We start from the raw sequence: 15,518 nt of genomic DNA, 5'->3' as shown, positions 1-15,518 counted from the left end.
TAGCGACACCAGTCGGCCGGCCCGCGCGGGCAGTCCAACGCCGGGGGTCCGCGGTGGGATTCCGGCTGCTGCGCTGACCCTAACGGCCCGCCAGATCGTCGGCCACGCGGCGCAGGTCTTCGAGCCAGCCTCCCGATCGATTGGGAGCAGGCGCAGTTCCCTCGAAGTTCTGCAGAGCGTCCGCCATGGAATCGAGCGCAGCCGAGAGGTTCGCCCTCACGATTTGGTAGCCCTCATCGGAGCGAGGGTCAGAGGAAGCAGCGTTCAGCAGCTCTGCCCCGGCACGCACGATCAGCGACGCCTCCAGCTCATTCATCATGGGTTCCCTGTGAAAGCGCGACTGCGCAGGTGAAGCCAGCGAGCGCCTCCCATCGCACCGGGATGGCATCGGCCGGGACGGCACCGATCGCGGCCAGCCAACCCATGAGCTCCGTGCGGTCCTCGAAGGTCAGGTGTGTGCCGGTGACCAGGTCACCTCTCATGAGAGACTCGGTGTCCTCCGGGCGGCAGATGGCAGCTTCCCACCAGCCGTTCTCCGTCCAACCGCCAAGACGGTGCACTGAGAGTCTGAGTTCGGAGTCAGTGACGAGGCCGGAGGCGGCATTCTCAATCATCCGCCGGTAGATGTGACGGTCGTGTTGTTCCATGGGGCGGGCTGCTTCCTAGTGTGGAAACGAGGATGCAGCCGAGGCCGGCGACGTCATTCTCGGGGGGGAGACGGGTAACAGGTGCGGGGCGCGGAGCAAGCCAAACACCGCGGGCGGCGACTGCCGTACCCTCCAGTCTCTCACATCGCGATGGTGACCGACAGGGCCAGCAGGGCGGTCCGTCACTGAAGCGCGAGCGCCGGTACCCGCGCGCGGACGGCCCGCCGTCGGGGAACCCCGGGCCGCCCTTCCCCGTTGAACCGGCAGAAGCTGCCCGGACCCCGGCGTGGTTCGAGAACTGTCGGCGCCCCGCGACATAATGGCCGTGGCTGGTTGGGGGAACCGCCCCTGGCCCGTCGGCAGCGCCAACGCTGGATGCCGCCCGGCACCCCGGGCCTTGAACAAGGAGCTCTGTACCCAAGCGGTGTTTCTGAGAACCTTCGGGTGGTCGTTCGGCGTGAGCCTCGTCGCCCTCGCCGTCGCCTTCCTCTATGGCGGGCCCCAGGCTCTGTTCCTCGCCCTCGTGCTCGGCATCCTCGAGGTTAGCCTGAGCTTCGACAACGCGGTGGTCAACGCCCGCATCCTCGAGCGCATGAACCCGTTCTGGCAGAAGATGTTCCTCACCGTGGGCATCGTCATCGCCGTGTTCGGCATGCGCGTGCTCTTCCCGCTGCTCATCGTGGGCCTCACGGCCCAGCTCAACCCGGTGGAGGCGGTCCAGCTCGCACTGGCCAAGGGCCCGATCGAGGAGCCCGGGACCTACGCGTACATCCTGCACCACGCGCACCCTCAGATCGCGGCGTTCGGCGGCCTCTTCCTGCTCATGATCTTCCTCGACTTCTTCTTCGAGGAGCGGGACATCAAGTGGCTGCACTGGCTCGAGATGCCCCTCGCCAAGGTCGGCAGGATGAACGGCGCGTCCCTCGTCGTCGGCCTCATCGCGCTTGCCGTGATCGGGCAGCTCTCCGGTCCCGGGCTGCAGGGCGCGGTCCTCATGTCCGGCATCTTCGGCATGGTCGCCTACTTCCTGGTCAAGGGCCTCGGCGAGCTCTTCGACGTCGACGACAGCGGCGAGATCGACGCGGCGGACATCCCGGCGCTCGCGGGCGGCACCCATGTGAGGGTCCCCAACAGGGTCGTCCAGGTCTCAGGCAAGGCCGCATTCATGCTGTTCCTGTACCTCGAGATGATTGACGCATCGTTCTCGTTCGACGGCGTCATCGGCGCCTTCGCCATCACGTCCGACCCGATCATCATCGCCCTGGGTCTCGGCCTCATCGGTGCCATGTTCGTCCGCTCGCTGACGGTCTACCTTGTCCGCCAGGGCACCCTCGACGAGTACGAGTACCTCGACCACGGCGCGCACTGGGCGATCGGCGCCCTCGCGATCATCCTCCTGATCACGATCGGCATCGAGGTCAACGAGGTCGTCACCGGCCTCGTGGGGGTCTTCTTCATCGCGGCCGCCTTCGTCGCCTCCGTCCGCCGGAACCGGCGCAAGGCCCGCGAGCCGGAACCCGCGGCCACAGTCTGAGACATCACCACTACCGAGAAGAACGACGACAAGGAGCGCATTGTGGGACTGAGCCTGCAGAAGGGCCAAGGGCTCTCGCTGACCAAGCAGGACGGCTCGAGCATGACCCAGGTCCGCATGGGCCTGGGGTGGGACGCCGTCCAGCAGCCCAAGAAGGGCGGCCTGTTCGGGAGCCTGTTCGGGGGCGGGGAGGCCGAGATCGACCTCGATGCCTCGGCCATCCTCTACAACGCCGGGCGCCAGGCCCTCGACACGGTGTTCTTCAACCAGCTCGCCAGCAAGGACGGCTCGATCCGCCACACCGGCGACAACCTCACGGGCGCCGGTGAGGGCGACGACGAGACCATCATGGTCAACCTGCCCAGCGTCAACGGCGTCGTGGAGCACATCGTGTTCGTGATCACCAGCTACTCGCAGCAGACCTTCGACCGCGTCCAGAACGCGTTCTGCCGGGTGGTCGACGACTCGGTGCCGGGCAGCCCCGAGGTCGCGCGGTACACGCTCACCGAACAGGGCCCTTCGACGGGGATGATCATGGCCAAGCTGTCCCGTGAGGGTGCAGGCTGGAAGTTCACGGCGATCGGCCAGCCGGCGAACGGCCGCACCGTCGGCGACCTCGTCGGCCCCGCTGCCGCCGTCCTCTGAACGCCACCCCAGCCCGCGAAGGAGCATCATGGCAAGCCTGTCCCTGAGCAAGGGGAGCAACCTGTCCCTCACCAAGGCGGACCCCGGCCTGACCCGCGCCATGGTGGGTCTCGGCTGGGACCCCCGCACGACGGCGGGCGAGGCCTTCGACCTCGACGCCTCGGCCCTGCTCGTCACGGCGCGGGGCAAGGTCCGCAGCAATGACGACTTCATCTTCTACAACCAGCTCACCGCCGCCGACGGCTCGGTGGTCCACCAGGGCGACAACCGCACGGGCGTGGGCGAGGGGGACGACGAGCAGATCCTCATCGACCTCTCCAAGGTTGCAGCTGACATCGACAAGGTGGTCATCGTCGTCTCCATCGACCAGGCCGAGGCCCGCCGGCAGAACTTCGGCATGGTCCGTGGGGCCTTCTGCCGAGTGGTGAACGACGAGACCGGCGACGAGGTGGTCCGCTACGACCTCACTGAGGACGCGGCCTCGGAGACCTGCATGATCTTCTCCGAGATCTACCGGCACGGCAGCGAGTGGAAGTTCCGTGCAGTCGGCCAGGGCTACGCCACTGGCCTGCGCGGCGTCGCGACCGACTTCGGCATCGTCCTCGACTGACCCGCGCCAGAGCGCGGCCCAAGACCAACAGCAAAGGAGCACCGACATGGCCGGACTGTCCCTCTCCAAGGGCGGCAACCTCTCCCTCACCAAGACCGACCCGGGCCTGACGAACGCGATCGTCGGCCTCGGCTGGGACCCGCGCACGACGACGGGCGACGCCTTCGACCTCGACGCCTCCGCGCTGATGCTGGGGGCCAACGGAAAGGTCCGGTCGGACGCCGACTTCATCTTCTACAACCAGAAGGACTCGGCCGACGGATCGGTCTCACACCTCGGGGACAACCGCACGGGCGAGGGCGGCGGAGACGACGAGCAGATCAAGGTCCACCTCGCGAACGTCCCTGCCGACGTCGAGCGGATCGTCGTCGTCGTGAGCATCGACCAGGCCGAGTCGCGCCGGCAGAACTTCGGCATGGTCCGGGGCGCGTACTGCCGGATCGTCAACGCGGCCACGGACACCGAGGTGGTCCGCTACGACCTCTCCGAGGATGCCGCAGCCGAGACCTGCATGATCTTCGCCGAGCTGTACCGCCACTCGGGCGAGTGGAAATTCAAGGCCGTCGGCCAGGGCTACGCGAGCGGTCTAGCCGGCGTCGCGACCGACTTCGGCGTGAGCCTCGGCTGACGCGGGCACCCGCCGCACGAGCACCGCAGACCACTAGAAGGAGCACGCGATGTCCATCTCCCTGACCCCTCCGGATCCCACCGAGACGCAGGCCGCCCTCGTCCTGCAGGCGCCCGAGCCGGCGCCTGTCATCAAGGAGGAGGAAGCCCCCGGCATGGTGCCGGTCCCGACCGAGCGCCAGACCGAGATCGCCTCGCAGGCGAAGGCGTTCGTGGCGGAGATCGCGGCGATGGACTCGCGGAGCCCTGACTTCCAGCAGAAGGTCGAGGGCCTCAACCGGTTCGCGGGCCGCGAGATGGTCGCGTCGTCGGACGCCTCGAACCGCCTCCTGGAGCGCTCGACCACGTCCACGGCAAGCGCGAAGAAGACCGGCAACAGCGCCCAGATGTATGTCGCGTCGACGCTCGGTGAGCTCCGCTCCACGGTCGAGGACCTCACCCCGAACCAGTCCGACCTCAGCGTCGGCCGGAAGATCCTCGGCGTGATCCCCGGCGGGAACAAGCTGGCCAAGTACTTCCAGCGCTACGAGTCCGCGCAGACCCAGCTGGACAAGATCATCAAGTCGCTCATGGCCGGCCAGGACGAGCTCATGAAGGACAACGCGTCTCTGGCACAGGAGAAGACGCGGCTCTGGGAGACCATGCAGCAGCTCTCCGAGTACGCCGTCTTCGCCCAGGAGCTCGACAAGGCCACGGTCGAGAAGATCGACGAGGTGCGCCGCGGCGGGCAGGCGGAGCACGCCCAGCAGCTCGAGTCGGACGTCCTGTTCCCGGTGCGCCAGCGCCGCCAGGACATCCTGACCCAGCTCGCGGTGTCCGTGCAGGGCTACCTCGCGATCGACATGATCCGGAAGAACAACAACGAGCTCATCAAGGGCGTCGACCGCGCACGCACGACGACGATCAGTGCCCTCCGCACGGCGGTGATCGTCGCGCAGGCGCTGGCAAACCAGAAGCTCGTGCTCGACCAGATCGATGCGATCAACACGACGACGAACAACATGATCCTTCGCACCTCCGAGATGCTGAAGGACCAGACCGGGCGCATCCACCAGCAGGCGGCCAGCTCCGGCGTCTCCGTCCAGACCCTCGAGAAGGCTTTCGCGAACATCTACGAGACCATGGACGCCATCGACACCTTCCGGTCGCAGGCCGCGAAGAGCATGGAGGGCACGGTCCACGCCCTCGAGGAGGGTCTGGAGAAGTCCCGCCCGTACATCGAGAGGGTGCGCCGGCAGGAGGGCAACGCGAGCTGACGCCCTCGTGGCAGCCCCCGCGGCGGTGGCTCGCCCGGCGGCCGTCGGCGGCTCCGCCGGGAAGGTCAGGTCTCGTCGAGCTCCCGCGCCTCGAAGTCCTCGTCCACGAGTCCAAGCTCCTCTTCGGTCATGAGGGCGTCGTAGACGGCGTCGAGGGCGGCGACTGGAACCGCGACCATGCCTTCCGAGGTGTCGAGGAGCCCGAGCGCTTCGAGTTCGCGGATCTCGGAGAGGAGGGCTTCACCGAGGCCCTTGAGGCGTTCGGCAGCGTCCGGGCCAAGTTCCTCCTCGACGTCGAGGTCGTCCCCGGACTCCGTGCCGAGCGAGGCGACGTCCTCGAGGGGGAACGGCTCCTGGTGGAGGCCGGCGTTGAAGATCGTCGCGAGCACGGCGCCGGTCTCCCCTTCGAGGGTCCCGGGCGCCCCGTCGGCGCAGGCGGCGGCGACGATCTCCGTGGCGAGGAACTGCGCCTCGAGGTGTCCCATCGCGTCGTCGCCTCCGAGGTCCGCAGCGCCCTCGCCGGGGCGGGCCGACCCGTCGTCGAGCTCCACGAGCTCTGCGGCGAGCATGCCCTGCCACACGCGCAGGGCGCGCTCTTCCGACCCGATCGGGCCGGCCACCTCGGCGAGCGCCGCCGCGGGAGGCGAGCCATCGGCGTCGACCTCCCGGCCCTCCCCGAGCCACTCGAGGAGCTGGCGCGCGTGGCGCACGAACGGCGAATCGGTCGCGAAGGCCCTTGACTCCTCATCGGTGGCCTCGGGCAAGCCCGCCAGCGGGCTGGCGTCGACAATCCCGCCGAGCCGCTCGGCCTGGGCGTCGAGCTGCTCGGCGACGTCCTCGAGCTCCTCGGCGGCGCCTACCCACCGGCCGGTCTCCTCGAGGAAGCTCAGCCAGTCGACGAGGGTCCCCACCACATAGCGCTGGTCCTCGATGGCCTCATCCTCATCGGCGCCCTCGGCCTCGGCCAGAGTCGCGGCGTCCTCGATGTACGGCTCGAGGTAGGTCTCCATGCTCCGGGGATCGATGCGGAACGAGGCCGGCGTCGTGAGATTGGCGTGGATGATCGTCAGGAATCCCTTGACCACGCTGAGCTGCTGGGCCGCGAAGGCTGCCATGTCGGGCTCGCCCCCGGTGGCCCAGGCAATGTACTCCGGTGTGACGGAGTCCACGAGCAGTGCGACGCTGCGGGCCCGCCGCTGGACCACATTCGGCGCGACCGCCTGCTTGGGGCGGGTGTTCTTCGGCTTGCGGGTGCGGCTCTTCGGCATGACACGAGCGTACGTCCCGGCCGCGCCGCAACACAGTCCCGCGCCCTGTGGGCGCCCCCGGCCGGAGGCCTGGGAACGGGCTGCAAGGCTGTCGGTGCCAGACGCTACGCTGATCCCATGGTGGCGAAGTTCTTCGGTTCGCTGTTCGGGGGTGCCGAACGCGAGCCCCGGCGCGTGCTCGACGAGCATCTGCCGGTGACCCAGGAGCAGGAGCTCGAGCAGACGAGGCTGGCCCTCGCGGAGCTGCGCAGCGCGGTCCGACGCGCGGGTGCCGTCCTGCCGGTCCTCGCGTCGTCGCGGCTCCGCCAGACGGACGACCTCCTCGCTGCCCTCATCGGCTACATCGCGGAGCACGGCGCCTCGACCGAGCAGCGCGTGCTGCTCAACGCCGTGGTCACCGACTACCTCCCCACGTCCCTGCGCGTGTACCGGGCCCTGCCGACGTCCACGCACACGGAGGACAGCCCCGAGGCTGAGAAGCTCCTCGAACAGCTGGATATCCTCCACTCGACGGCCCTCGACCTCGACAACCAGGTCCGGACCGGCGCCATCGCGGAGCTGAGCGTGCACGGCCGCTTCCTCCAGGACAAGTTCGACGTCGGCGGGATCCGGCTCACACCCGGCCCCGGCCCGCAGCCCCACGAAGGAGACAGCCACTGATGGCCTCGATGGTCGCAGGCAGCAACGCCCCGCTCACGGCAGAGAACCCCGGTCTGCCCGGGGTCATCATCGCGATGGGCTGGAGCGCTGTGCCCAGCAACGGGCCCCAGTCGGAGCTCACTTCGATGGCGATCGTCTGCGGCGCCGACGGCCGCGCCCTCTCCCCCGAGCACCTCGTATTCTTCAACCAGCTCACGACGGCGGGCGGCGGCGTCCGCTTCGCCGGCGGCGAGGCGAGGGACGCCGAGCAGGTCGACGTCGAGTTCGCACGCGTGCCCGCGGACGTCGCCAAAATCTCCTTCCTCGCCTATGTCGACCCCGAGCTCCGGGGCCCCGGGACGTTCGCCGCTGTGCGCAGCGCCTACATCCGGGTGGCCCGCCCGGACGGGTCGGAGCTGCTGCGCTTCGACGTTCCTGAGATGCACGGGGACCGGATCAAGGCCATGATGTTCGGCGAGCTGTACCGCCATCGGGACGACTGGAAGTTCCGCGCCCTCGGGCAGGGGTACGAGAACGGTCTCGTGGGCGTGGCCCAGGACTTCGGGCTGGACCTGTGACGCGGGGCCTGCGGGGGTCGGACGTGCCGTTCCTGACCCGCCGCGTGAAGGAGCCGGCGCCACCGACGCCCAGTCCGGCGGCGCCCAGCCCGAACCGCAACCCCCTCGACCTCTCCGCGCCGCCGGCGCCCAGCCCATCGTCCGCGCCCAGCCGAGGGCCAGCGGGCAACCCGAACCGCAACCCCCTCGACCTCTCGCAGCACGCGTCCCCCCGCACTCCGACGGAGTCTGGGCCGTCGCCGGCTCGGCCGGCAGTGCCGCCCTCCCCCGAGTCCCGCCTCTACCCGGCCCCCGCGTTCGGCGAGCTGCGGCAGCTCACGGCGAGCGACGCCGTCGTGCGTCTCAACCCGCGCCAGTCTGGGATCGGCTCGCTCATCGTGACGGGCACGCGGGGTGTCGCGTGGGAGGGTGAGGACCGCACGACCGGCGCGCAGAGTGTGCACCGAGAGGAGATCGGCACCCCGATTCCCACCGCCGGGAACCGGCCGCTCGTGGGCTACCACGGCCGGGATGCACTCATCGTGCTGCGCCACGTCCGGCTGCTCCGCCGTGCACTGTTCATCGCCGCGGGCCCCCCGATGACCGTCCAGACGTTCGACGGCTCCGGCGTCGCCGTGCAGGGAACCCTCGCAGCCGGGCAGCGCACCGTGCTGACGCTCGCCCGGATCGGGTCGATGCTCGAGATGCGCGCCGAGTCGGTGCCCGAGGAGTGGGACGACGGACAGATCTGGCGCGAGTTCGCGTTCACGATGACGGTGGGACTGGGAGGCCCACGCCGCTAGACCCGGCCGCGGCGCACGCCGCCCCGGAGCCAACCGCACACTGCAGCCGACACTTTGGGGGAACCATGCTGCACTATTCCTTCCTCAACGACAGCACACGCGATCGACTCTTCCACCGGCCGCCGCAGGAGCTCGGCGCGGACACCGACCCGACGACCTTGGCCACCGGGCTCGGCGCCACCCTCTACACGCCCGGGACGCGCGCGGGCCTCGGCGAGGGGATCCTCAAGCGTGCCCGCGCGGGCTGCACGAGCACCGTCCTGTGTCTCGAGGACTCGGTGGCCGATTCCGCTGTGGAGAGTGCCGAGGACAACGTGGTCACCGCCCTGCGTGAGCTCGCCAGGCGGCGCACCACCGGGGTCGACGGCGCGGCTCCGGCCCAGGCCGGCAACCCGGCCGCGGGCGTCTGGACGGACGACGGCGGGCGCCCGGAGCGACTTCCGCTCCTCTTCATCAGGCCCCGCTCGCCGGAACAGCTCCTGTCGGTGGGCCGCCGGCTGGGTGACGCATCGGAGCTGCTGACCGGTTTCGTGCTCCCCAAGTTCGAGAACTCGACCGGTCGCGGCGAGCGGTACCTCCGCGCGCTCGAGCGGCTCAACGCCGAGCTGTCCCTGCGCGTGCCGCTGCGCGCGATGCCGATCATCGAGCACCCGCTCACGACACACCGCGAGACCCGGCACGAGGCGCTCCTTGCCGTCCGGGACCTCCTCAGGGCCCACCGCGGACAGGTACTGTCGGTGCGGCTCGGCGGGACCGACATCGCCTCGGAGTACGGCCTGCGCCGCACGCGCGACCTGACCATCTACCACGTGGGCGTCGTGGCCGAGGTGATCGCCGACGTCGTGAGCATCCTGGGCCGCGCCGACGACGGGTGGGTCATCTCCGGCACCGTCTGGGAGCACTACAGCAACACCGAGCGCATCCTGCGGCCGCTCCTGCGCGCCACTCCGTTCGAGGTGGCGAACTCCGCCATGCTGCGGCAGCACCTGCTCGGCGCGAACCTGGACGGGCTCATCCGCGAGATCGAGCTCGACCAAGCCAACGGGCTCATCGGGAAGACAGTCATCCACCCCACGCACGTCCCGGTGGTGCACGCGCTGCACGTCGTGAGCCACGAGGAGTATGTGGACGCGCTGGACATCGTCGGGTCCGAGGGCGGGGGCGCCACAGCTTCTCGGTCCGGCACGCGCATGAACGAGTCGAAGCCCCACCGTGCTTGGGCCCTGCGCACTCTGCGCCGCGCTGAGGCGTACGGGGTGGCGCGTCCCAAGGTCACCTTCGTCGACTTCCTGGAAGCGAGCATCAAGTGACCCACCTCGCCGACGTCACCCCCTCTGGCCCCGAGGTCACCCCCTCTGGCGCCGAGGTCACCCCCTCCGAGCCCGAGGTCACCGTTTCCCGGCGTGCACCGCGCTGGCCGGGGGCCCTCGTGAGCGAGCGGCTCGGCATCCGGCTCACGACGGCGCCCGGGAGCCTGCTGCCCATCGACGCCCTCGTGGGATTGGCGGTGCGCCGCAATCCGAAGCGCGCCCAGCTGCTCGTCTCGCGGGTCCTCGCGAAGCACGCCCCCACGCCTCCGGGCCTCGCAATCGGCGCAGGCCGGCTTCTGGGGGCCGCGGTGGCGCACGCGCTCGGGCTGTCCTCGCCTGAGCCCAAGGCCCGCGCCGAGGCGCTGCGCCGCTGGCTGGAGGGGACGCCGCCGTCGTGCGCGGAGATCGTCGCCCTGCCCGACAGCCCGCCCGCGGACGGTCGCTCCATCGCCACGCTCGGGTACGCGGAGACCGCGACCGGGCTGGGCCACCTCGTCGCAGAGTTCCTCGGCTCGTACTACGTGCACTCGACCCGGATCGCCACTGCCGTGCGGCCGTTCGGCGGATTCGAGGAGGAGCATTCGCACGCGACGAGCCACACGCTTGTCCCCACAGATCCCGACCGGCTCGCGTGCGCGGCCACCGTGGTGCTCGTCGACGACGAGCTCTCGACCGGCCGCACCGTCCTCAACACCATCCGGGAGCTCCACACCGCGTGGCGCCCGGCTGCGCCAACCGACACGCACGGCGGCGACCGGCCGGGTGGCGGGAAGGGCCGGCGGCGGTATGTGGTCGCCACCCTCGTGGACCTACGTTCGCGGGAGGACCGGTCCCTGTTCCAGTCCGTGGCAGATGAGCTGGGGTGCCGGCTGGATGTCGTTGCGCTCGGCTCGGGATCGGTCGAGCTCCCGGAGGACGTGCTCGACCGTGCCTCGCGGTGGCTGGCAACGCCGGCACCGGGTGACCTCGCGGCCACACGGGGTGACCTCGCGGCCACACGGGGTGACCTCGGCGGCACACGGGGTGACCTCGCGGCCACACGGGGTGACCTCGGCGGGGTGCGGAGCGCGCGGTTCGGCATCGACACCTCCGGCCCGCACGGGACCCGCCTCTCCGAGCTCGCCGTCCCCGCGGCCCGGACCGCCGCGGAGGCGCTGGACGCGGCCGGAGTCGCGCGGACGGCCCGGGTCCTCGTCCTCGGATCGGAGGAGCACCTCGCCCTGCCGCTCGCGATCGCGGACGCGCTGACGACCGCGTTCCCGGACACCAGCTTCTCCTCCACCACACGCTCACCCGTCCACGTCCACGACGAGCCGGGCTACGCGATCCGCTCAGCCCTGCAGTTCGCATCCCATGACCACGCAGTGGACGGGGGGCCGGGCAGCGGCCCGCGCTTCGCGTACAACCTCACAACAGGCGGCAGGCGCTTCGACGCGATCGTCTACGTCCCCGAGCCCGGCACCGCCCCCGAGGACCTCGAGTGCGGCGACGGCAGCGTGACGGCCGCCCTGAAGCGCGCGGCGGGCACCGTCGTCGTGCTTCACCTTGCCGCCGCGCCGCCGTACCCCGAACCGCTCCGCGGGCCCGGCTTCGGCTCCTACCCCGCCGAGGATGTCGGCTGGCTGCTGAAGGACCTCTCGCACGCCCGTCTCGAGGCGCCGACGCACGAGCGAGAGGCGGCGATCCAATCGGGCCGGGCAAGCTACGCAGAGTCCCTCCCCCAGGAGTACGAGCCCAGCCCCGAGTACCAGGCCCTCTTCCACCAGGCCCTCGAGGAGTCCAAGCACCGGATCGCCCAAGCGGTCGCGGATGTCACCGAGCAGGTCCTGGCGCTGCGCGGCAACGAGCCGGTCCTCGTCTCGCTCGCCCGTGCCGGGACTCCCATCGGAGTGCTCATGCGCCGGTGGGCGGGGCATGCCCACGGGCTCGACGTGCCGCACTACACGATGAGCATCGTGCGCGGGCTGGGGATCGACAGGAACGCCCTGCGCTGGCTCCTCACCCGCCACCGGCCCGAGCAGCTCATGTTCGTGGACGGATGGACGGGGAAGGGTGCGATCACCCGTGAGCTGGCCGCCGCGGTCGCGGAGTTCGCCCCGGACGGCTTCGCCGGCGCAGGCCTCCAGTCATCCGGTGGGCGCCTCTCCCCCGAGCTCGCCGTCCTCGCGGACCCCGGGCACTGCGTCCGAGTGTTCGGCACCCGGGACGACTTCCTCATCCCGTCCGCGTGCCTCAACTCGACCGTCTCGGGCCTCGCGTCCCGCACCGTTTTCAACCGCGAGCTCATCGGGCCGCATGACTTCCACGGCGCCAAGTTCTACCGCGAGCTCGCCGGGCGCGACGTCTCGAACGAGTTCGTGGACGCGGTCGCGGCCTGCTTCCCGGACATCCGCCCGGAAACCCCGCCGCCGCTGGCGGAGCCGAGCTGGGCGGGCTGGGCCGCCGTGGAGAAGATCGCCGCCGACCACGGCCTCGGGCCCGTCCGCAGCGCGGTGAACCTCGTCAAGCCCGGCGTCGGGGAGACCACCCGCGTCCTCCTGCGCCGCGTGCCGTGGAAGGTCTTGGCCCGCCCCGAGCTCCTCGAGACGGACGACGCCGGGCGCCTCCTGCGCGGCGAACTCGCCCACGTGCTGCTGCTCGCCGAGCAGCGGGGCGTCCCGGTCGAACCGGTCGGGGGACTGCCCTACAGCTGCGTGGGGCTCATCCATCCACAGTTCACCCCGGGCGCGACCGGGGCCGACGGGAAGACGGTGCTCGATGTCTGAGACAGGAACGCTCTCGCTCGTTCCGGACACCCCGCCGGACACGGCGCCCGACGCACCCCGGGACGCCCTGCCGGCCCACCTCACCGGGCTGCCCGTGGTCGCGTGCGACCTGGACCGCACGCTCATCTACTCGGCGAAGGCCCTCTACCTCGACGGCCCCGACCACGAGGCTCCCCGGCTCGTGGTCAGCGAGCTGCACGAGCGCCTCCCGCTGAGCTACATGACGCGCGACGCCGAGGACCTCCTCCTCGAGCTCCTCGACCACGCCTTCCTCGTCCCGGTCACGACGCGGACGCGCGCGCAGTTCCGCCGCGTCCAGCTCCCGGCCACGCGGTACGCCGTCACGACCAACGGCGGAGTCCTCCTGGCCCACGGCGAGCCCGACGGCGACTGGGGCGCCCAGGTGCGCGGCGCCGTCGACCGCGGGTCTGCCCCGCTCGCGGAGGTCCTCGCGCACCTGTCCGAGAGGCCCGCGCCGGGGGTGCAGCGGATCCGGACCGCCGAGGACCTGTTCGCGTACGCCATCGTCGAGCGGGCCGAGCTGCCGGACGGATACGTCGGCCAGCTCACCGCGTGGTGCGCCGAGCGCGGCTGGGTGGTGTCCCTGCAGGGCCGCAAGCTGTACTGCGTTCCGGCTCCAGTGACGAAGGAGGCCGCCATCGGGGAGGTCATGGAACGTGTGGGGGCGACGACGCTCGTCGCCGCCGGGGACTCGCTCCTTGACCGGGGGCTGCTCGAGATGGCCGACGTCGCCCTGCGCCCGTGCCATGGCGAGCTCGACGCCGCGGGCTACACGCGGCCGGGGCTGCGGGTCACGGAGACTCCCGGTGTCCGCGCCGGCGAGGAGATCCTCCGAGCAGCGCTCGAGGCCGTCCGCCGGCCCTCGCCGCTGGCTTCGCAATTGTCGGGCTGACGCCGGTTCCGGGCGCGCGCACCCGCGCCCAGCCGACAATTGCGGGGGCTCACCCCGCAGGACTCACTTCCGCGGACGCTCACCCTCGGAGCGCGGAGGATGCAGACGCGTCCTGGGCCCACTCCTCGGCCATGAGGCGGAAGGAACGCTCGCGCATCGCGGGGTCGTGCGCGTAGCCGGTGAGGATGATCTCGTCGATCCCGTACGAGCCAGCGAAGGTCCGCAGGAACTCGGCGGCCTCCGCCGGCGTCCCGACGGCGGAGACGCGCAGCGCCGAGGTCGCCATCTGCTCCTCGTGGGGCGCCCAGTCCATCTCGCGCACGGGCGGGCGCAGGGGCCCGCGCGTGCCCCGGCGGATCGCAACGAACATCTGCTGGTGGGTCGTGAAGAGGAACTCCGCCTCCTCGCGCGTCGGGGCGACCATGAGATTGGCCCCGGCCATGACGTAGGGCTCAGCGATCTGGGCGGTCGGGGCAGAGGGGTTGAACATCTGCCGGTAGGTCCAGATGGCCTCGGAGAGCTGGAACGGGGCAAAGTGGCTCGCGGCCGCGTAAGGCAGGCCGAGCTGGCCCGCGATGGCCGCGCCCGCCGTCGAGCTCCCGAGGATCCAGAGGGGAACGTTGGTGCCGCGCGCAACCCCGGCGTGGACGCCGACAGAGGGGTGTCCAGCGAGCTGGCCCGCTGCGTCTCCGTCGGCTTGGTCCCCGAAGTACCACGCGAGGAGGCGGATGTTCGCGGCGAAGGCGGCCTCGCCGTCGTCGTGCGAGCCGCGGCGCAGGAGGGCCGCCGTGCGCGGGTCGGTGCCCGGGGCGCGGCCGAGGCCCAGGTCGATGCGGTCCCCGTAGAGGTGCGCGAGGGTGCCGAAGGCCTCGGCGACGGCGAGCGGGGCGTGGTTCGGCAGCATGATGCCGCCGGAGCCGACCCGCAGCGTCGAGGTGTTCGCGGCCGCGTTCGCGATGAGCAGCGCCGTGGCACTCGAGGCGAGGGCGTCGGTGTTGTGGTGCTCCGCATACCACAACCGCCGGTAGCCTGCCTCCTCGGCGAGCTTGGCGAGGCGGGTCGCGGAGGCGAGTGCGTCGGCGACGGTAGCGCCCTCCACGACGGGGGCAAGGTCCAGGATCGAAAGAGCGGTCACATGCTTGGGCAACCTGAGCGCGAGCCGAGATGTTCCCGAGACGGATGTGGGAAGAATGTCACAGCGGATAACAGGTGCATTGCTTTTCAGCAACTAAGCCGCTTCCGGCTTGTGGGAGCAGCCGCTTCTCTGGAAAGAATGGATGGTCGTGGCCGGCGCGAGGGCCAGCCAACCGACCCCGTGGGGAGGAGCTTCTGTGGACGACGCCTTGCTGGTTGCCAACCTGGTCTACATCGGGACACTCATTCTGGGCGGTGTCCTGTTCGCCTTCCTCGCCGCAGCCTTCGGCATCACCCTCCTGATCGCGGGTGCCGGGCAAGGGATCGCCTCCATCATCGGCCTGCTCCTGCGCCCCCTCCGCCGCACCGCAGACCAGGCCGCAGCCGAGCGCACGACGGCGGACGCGGCCGACGCGGACCACATCCGCACCGCTGTGATCGCCAAGGCGGACGCGATCCTCGCCTCCCAGCGCGCGGCAGCCGTCGCCTCCAGCGAGGCGGCCTCGTCCGCCCGCGATCCGAAGCGGGATGCCACCGGCGCCACCCAGGCCGAGGACGAGGACGTCGCGGTCCCGGCTGCCGCACCCGCCGCCTCCACCGCCATCGAGACCACCGTGACCCTCGTCAGGCCAGCAGCGAGCCGTCCCATCCATACAGGGACCCAGCCCGTCCTGGCAGTCGGCCGGGCCAGCTGACCGGAGCCCCAGCACCTGCCCGCCCGACCACCGAGGGCCCCGATGCGCCGCGCGACGGCGGTCCGGGGCCCTCGGCCGCGTGTGGAGTTCTCCCCATCGCAGCCCTTGGTCCAGC

General features: G+C 70.8%; 16 protein-coding genes. 12 read left to right on the top strand and 4 right to left on the bottom strand.

Features of this window, described 5'->3' with window-relative positions; translation table 11 throughout:
• Positions 1 to 79: 79 nt before the first annotated feature.
• Together ABD298_RS14755 and ABD298_RS14750 are read right to left on the bottom strand one after the other, a co-directional pair.
• On the bottom strand, positions 80 to 316 hold the full coding sequence (locus tag ABD298_RS14755; protein WP_344300509.1) for a hypothetical protein: 237 nt from the start codon (positions 314 to 316) through the stop codon (positions 80 to 82).
• Positions 309 to 647, bottom strand: coding sequence for a hypothetical protein (locus ABD298_RS14750; protein ID WP_344300508.1), 339 nt, complete (start codon positions 645 to 647; stop codon positions 309 to 311). Before ABD298_RS14750 ends, ABD298_RS14755 begins: the two co-directional genes overlap by 8 nt.
• A 424-nt stretch (positions 648 to 1,071) precedes the next feature.
• Here ABD298_RS14750 and ABD298_RS14745 point away from each other — a divergent pair, with 424 nt between their 5' ends.
• From ABD298_RS14745 to ABD298_RS14725, 5 genes are read left to right on the top strand one after another with little or no spacing between them, the layout of a single operon-like run.
• Positions 1,072 to 2,181, top strand: a complete 1,110-nt coding sequence (locus tag ABD298_RS14745; RefSeq protein WP_344300507.1) for a DUF475 domain-containing protein — start codon at positions 1,072 to 1,074, stop codon at positions 2,179 to 2,181.
• Positions 2,182 to 2,223: 42 nt separating this feature from the next.
• Complete coding sequence (locus ABD298_RS14740; RefSeq protein ID WP_208710589.1) at positions 2,224 to 2,826, top strand: TerD family protein; 603 nt, start codon at positions 2,224 to 2,226, stop codon at positions 2,824 to 2,826.
• Between the two features lie 28 nt (positions 2,827 to 2,854).
• Positions 2,855 to 3,436: a TerD family protein gene (locus ABD298_RS14735; RefSeq protein WP_344300506.1), complete on the top strand. Its 582-nt coding sequence runs from the start codon at positions 2,855 to 2,857 to the stop codon at positions 3,434 to 3,436.
• 46 nt (positions 3,437 to 3,482) lie between these two features.
• Positions 3,483 to 4,064: a TerD family protein gene (locus ABD298_RS14730; protein WP_344300505.1), complete on the top strand. Its 582-nt coding sequence runs from the start codon at positions 3,483 to 3,485 to the stop codon at positions 4,062 to 4,064.
• Positions 4,065 to 4,113: 49 nt separating this feature from the next.
• Entirely contained in the window at positions 4,114 to 5,319 is a 1,206-nt protein-coding gene (locus ABD298_RS14725) for a toxic anion resistance protein (protein ID WP_344300504.1), read from the top strand.
• Between the two features lie 65 nt (positions 5,320 to 5,384).
• On the opposite strand, the gene ABD298_RS14720 is transcribed toward ABD298_RS14725, so the two are convergent.
• Complete coding sequence (locus ABD298_RS14720; protein WP_344300503.1) at positions 5,385 to 6,587, bottom strand: hypothetical protein; 1,203 nt, start codon at positions 6,585 to 6,587, stop codon at positions 5,385 to 5,387.
• 117 nt (positions 6,588 to 6,704) lie between these two features.
• Between ABD298_RS14720 and ABD298_RS14715 the strand changes: the two genes are divergently transcribed.
• From ABD298_RS14715 to ABD298_RS14690, 6 genes are all read left to right on the top strand, one after another.
• Positions 6,705 to 7,247, top strand: coding sequence for a hypothetical protein (locus tag ABD298_RS14715; protein ID WP_344300502.1), 543 nt, complete (start codon positions 6,705 to 6,707; stop codon positions 7,245 to 7,247).
• Positions 7,247 to 7,804, top strand: a complete 558-nt coding sequence (locus tag ABD298_RS14710; RefSeq protein WP_344300501.1) for a TerD family protein — start codon at positions 7,247 to 7,249, stop codon at positions 7,802 to 7,804. The genes ABD298_RS14715 and ABD298_RS14710 overlap by 1 nt, the downstream gene beginning before the upstream one ends.
• A 23-nt stretch (positions 7,805 to 7,827) precedes the next feature.
• Positions 7,828 to 8,586, top strand: a complete 759-nt coding sequence (locus ABD298_RS14705; protein ID WP_344300500.1) for a hypothetical protein — start codon at positions 7,828 to 7,830, stop codon at positions 8,584 to 8,586.
• Positions 8,587 to 8,651: 65 nt separating this feature from the next.
• Positions 8,652 to 9,896, top strand: coding sequence for an HpcH/HpaI aldolase/citrate lyase family protein (locus ABD298_RS14700; RefSeq protein ID WP_344300499.1), 1,245 nt, complete (start codon positions 8,652 to 8,654; stop codon positions 9,894 to 9,896).
• Positions 9,893 to 12,661, top strand: coding sequence for a phosphoribosyltransferase domain-containing protein (locus ABD298_RS14695; protein WP_344300498.1), 2,769 nt, complete (start codon positions 9,893 to 9,895; stop codon positions 12,659 to 12,661). Before ABD298_RS14700 ends, ABD298_RS14695 begins: the two co-directional genes overlap by 4 nt.
• Entirely contained in the window at positions 12,654 to 13,574 is a 921-nt protein-coding gene (locus ABD298_RS14690; RefSeq protein ID WP_344300497.1) for an HAD family hydrolase, read from the top strand. The genes ABD298_RS14695 and ABD298_RS14690 overlap by 8 nt, the downstream gene beginning before the upstream one ends.
• 79 nt (positions 13,575 to 13,653) lie before the next feature.
• On the opposite strand, the gene ABD298_RS14685 is transcribed toward ABD298_RS14690, so the two are convergent.
• On the bottom strand, positions 13,654 to 14,709 hold the full coding sequence (locus tag ABD298_RS14685) for an LLM class flavin-dependent oxidoreductase (protein WP_344300496.1): 1,056 nt from the start codon (positions 14,707 to 14,709) through the stop codon (positions 13,654 to 13,656).
• A 196-nt stretch (positions 14,710 to 14,905) separates the two neighbouring features.
• Here ABD298_RS14685 and ABD298_RS14680 point away from each other — a divergent pair, with 196 nt between their 5' ends.
• Positions 14,906 to 15,403, top strand: coding sequence for a hypothetical protein (locus ABD298_RS14680; RefSeq protein WP_344300495.1), 498 nt, complete (start codon positions 14,906 to 14,908; stop codon positions 15,401 to 15,403).
• Positions 15,404 to 15,518: the final 115 nt, after the last annotated feature.

Origin of the sequence: Sinomonas flava, assembly GCF_039531875.1 — a bacterium.
Lineage (GTDB): Bacteria > Actinomycetota > Actinomycetes > Actinomycetales > Micrococcaceae > Sinomonas > Sinomonas flava.
The sequence above is the reverse complement of the archived record's forward strand: the minus strand, read 5'-3'. Positions and strand labels throughout refer to the sequence as shown.

Bases quoted from the DNA above. Each gene is read 5' to 3' on its own strand.
- ABD298_RS14755 (WP_344300509.1), bottom strand. From the start codon at position 316: ATGAATGAGCTGGAGGCGTCGCTGATCGTGCGTGCCGGGGCAGAGCTG.
- ABD298_RS14750 (WP_344300508.1), bottom strand. From the start codon at position 647: ATGGAACAACACGACCGTCACATCTACCGGCGGATGATTGAGAATGCC.
- ABD298_RS14735 (WP_344300506.1), top strand. From the start codon at position 2,855: ATGGCAAGCCTGTCCCTGAGCAAGGGGAGCAACCTGTCCCTCACCAAG.
- ABD298_RS14730 (WP_344300505.1), top strand. From the start codon at position 3,483: ATGGCCGGACTGTCCCTCTCCAAGGGCGGCAACCTCTCCCTCACCAAG.
- ABD298_RS14725 (WP_344300504.1), top strand. From the start codon at position 4,114: ATGTCCATCTCCCTGACCCCTCCGGATCCCACCGAGACGCAGGCCGCC.
- ABD298_RS14720 (WP_344300503.1), bottom strand. From the start codon at position 6,587: ATGCCGAAGAGCCGCACCCGCAAGCCGAAGAACACCCGCCCCAAGCAG.
- ABD298_RS14715 (WP_344300502.1), top strand. From the start codon at position 6,705: ATGGTGGCGAAGTTCTTCGGTTCGCTGTTCGGGGGTGCCGAACGCGAG.
- ABD298_RS14710 (WP_344300501.1), top strand. From the start codon at position 7,247: ATGGCCTCGATGGTCGCAGGCAGCAACGCCCCGCTCACGGCAGAGAAC.
- ABD298_RS14700 (WP_344300499.1), top strand. From the start codon at position 8,652: ATGCTGCACTATTCCTTCCTCAACGACAGCACACGCGATCGACTCTTC.
- ABD298_RS14690 (WP_344300497.1), top strand. From the start codon at position 12,654: ATGTCTGAGACAGGAACGCTCTCGCTCGTTCCGGACACCCCGCCGGAC.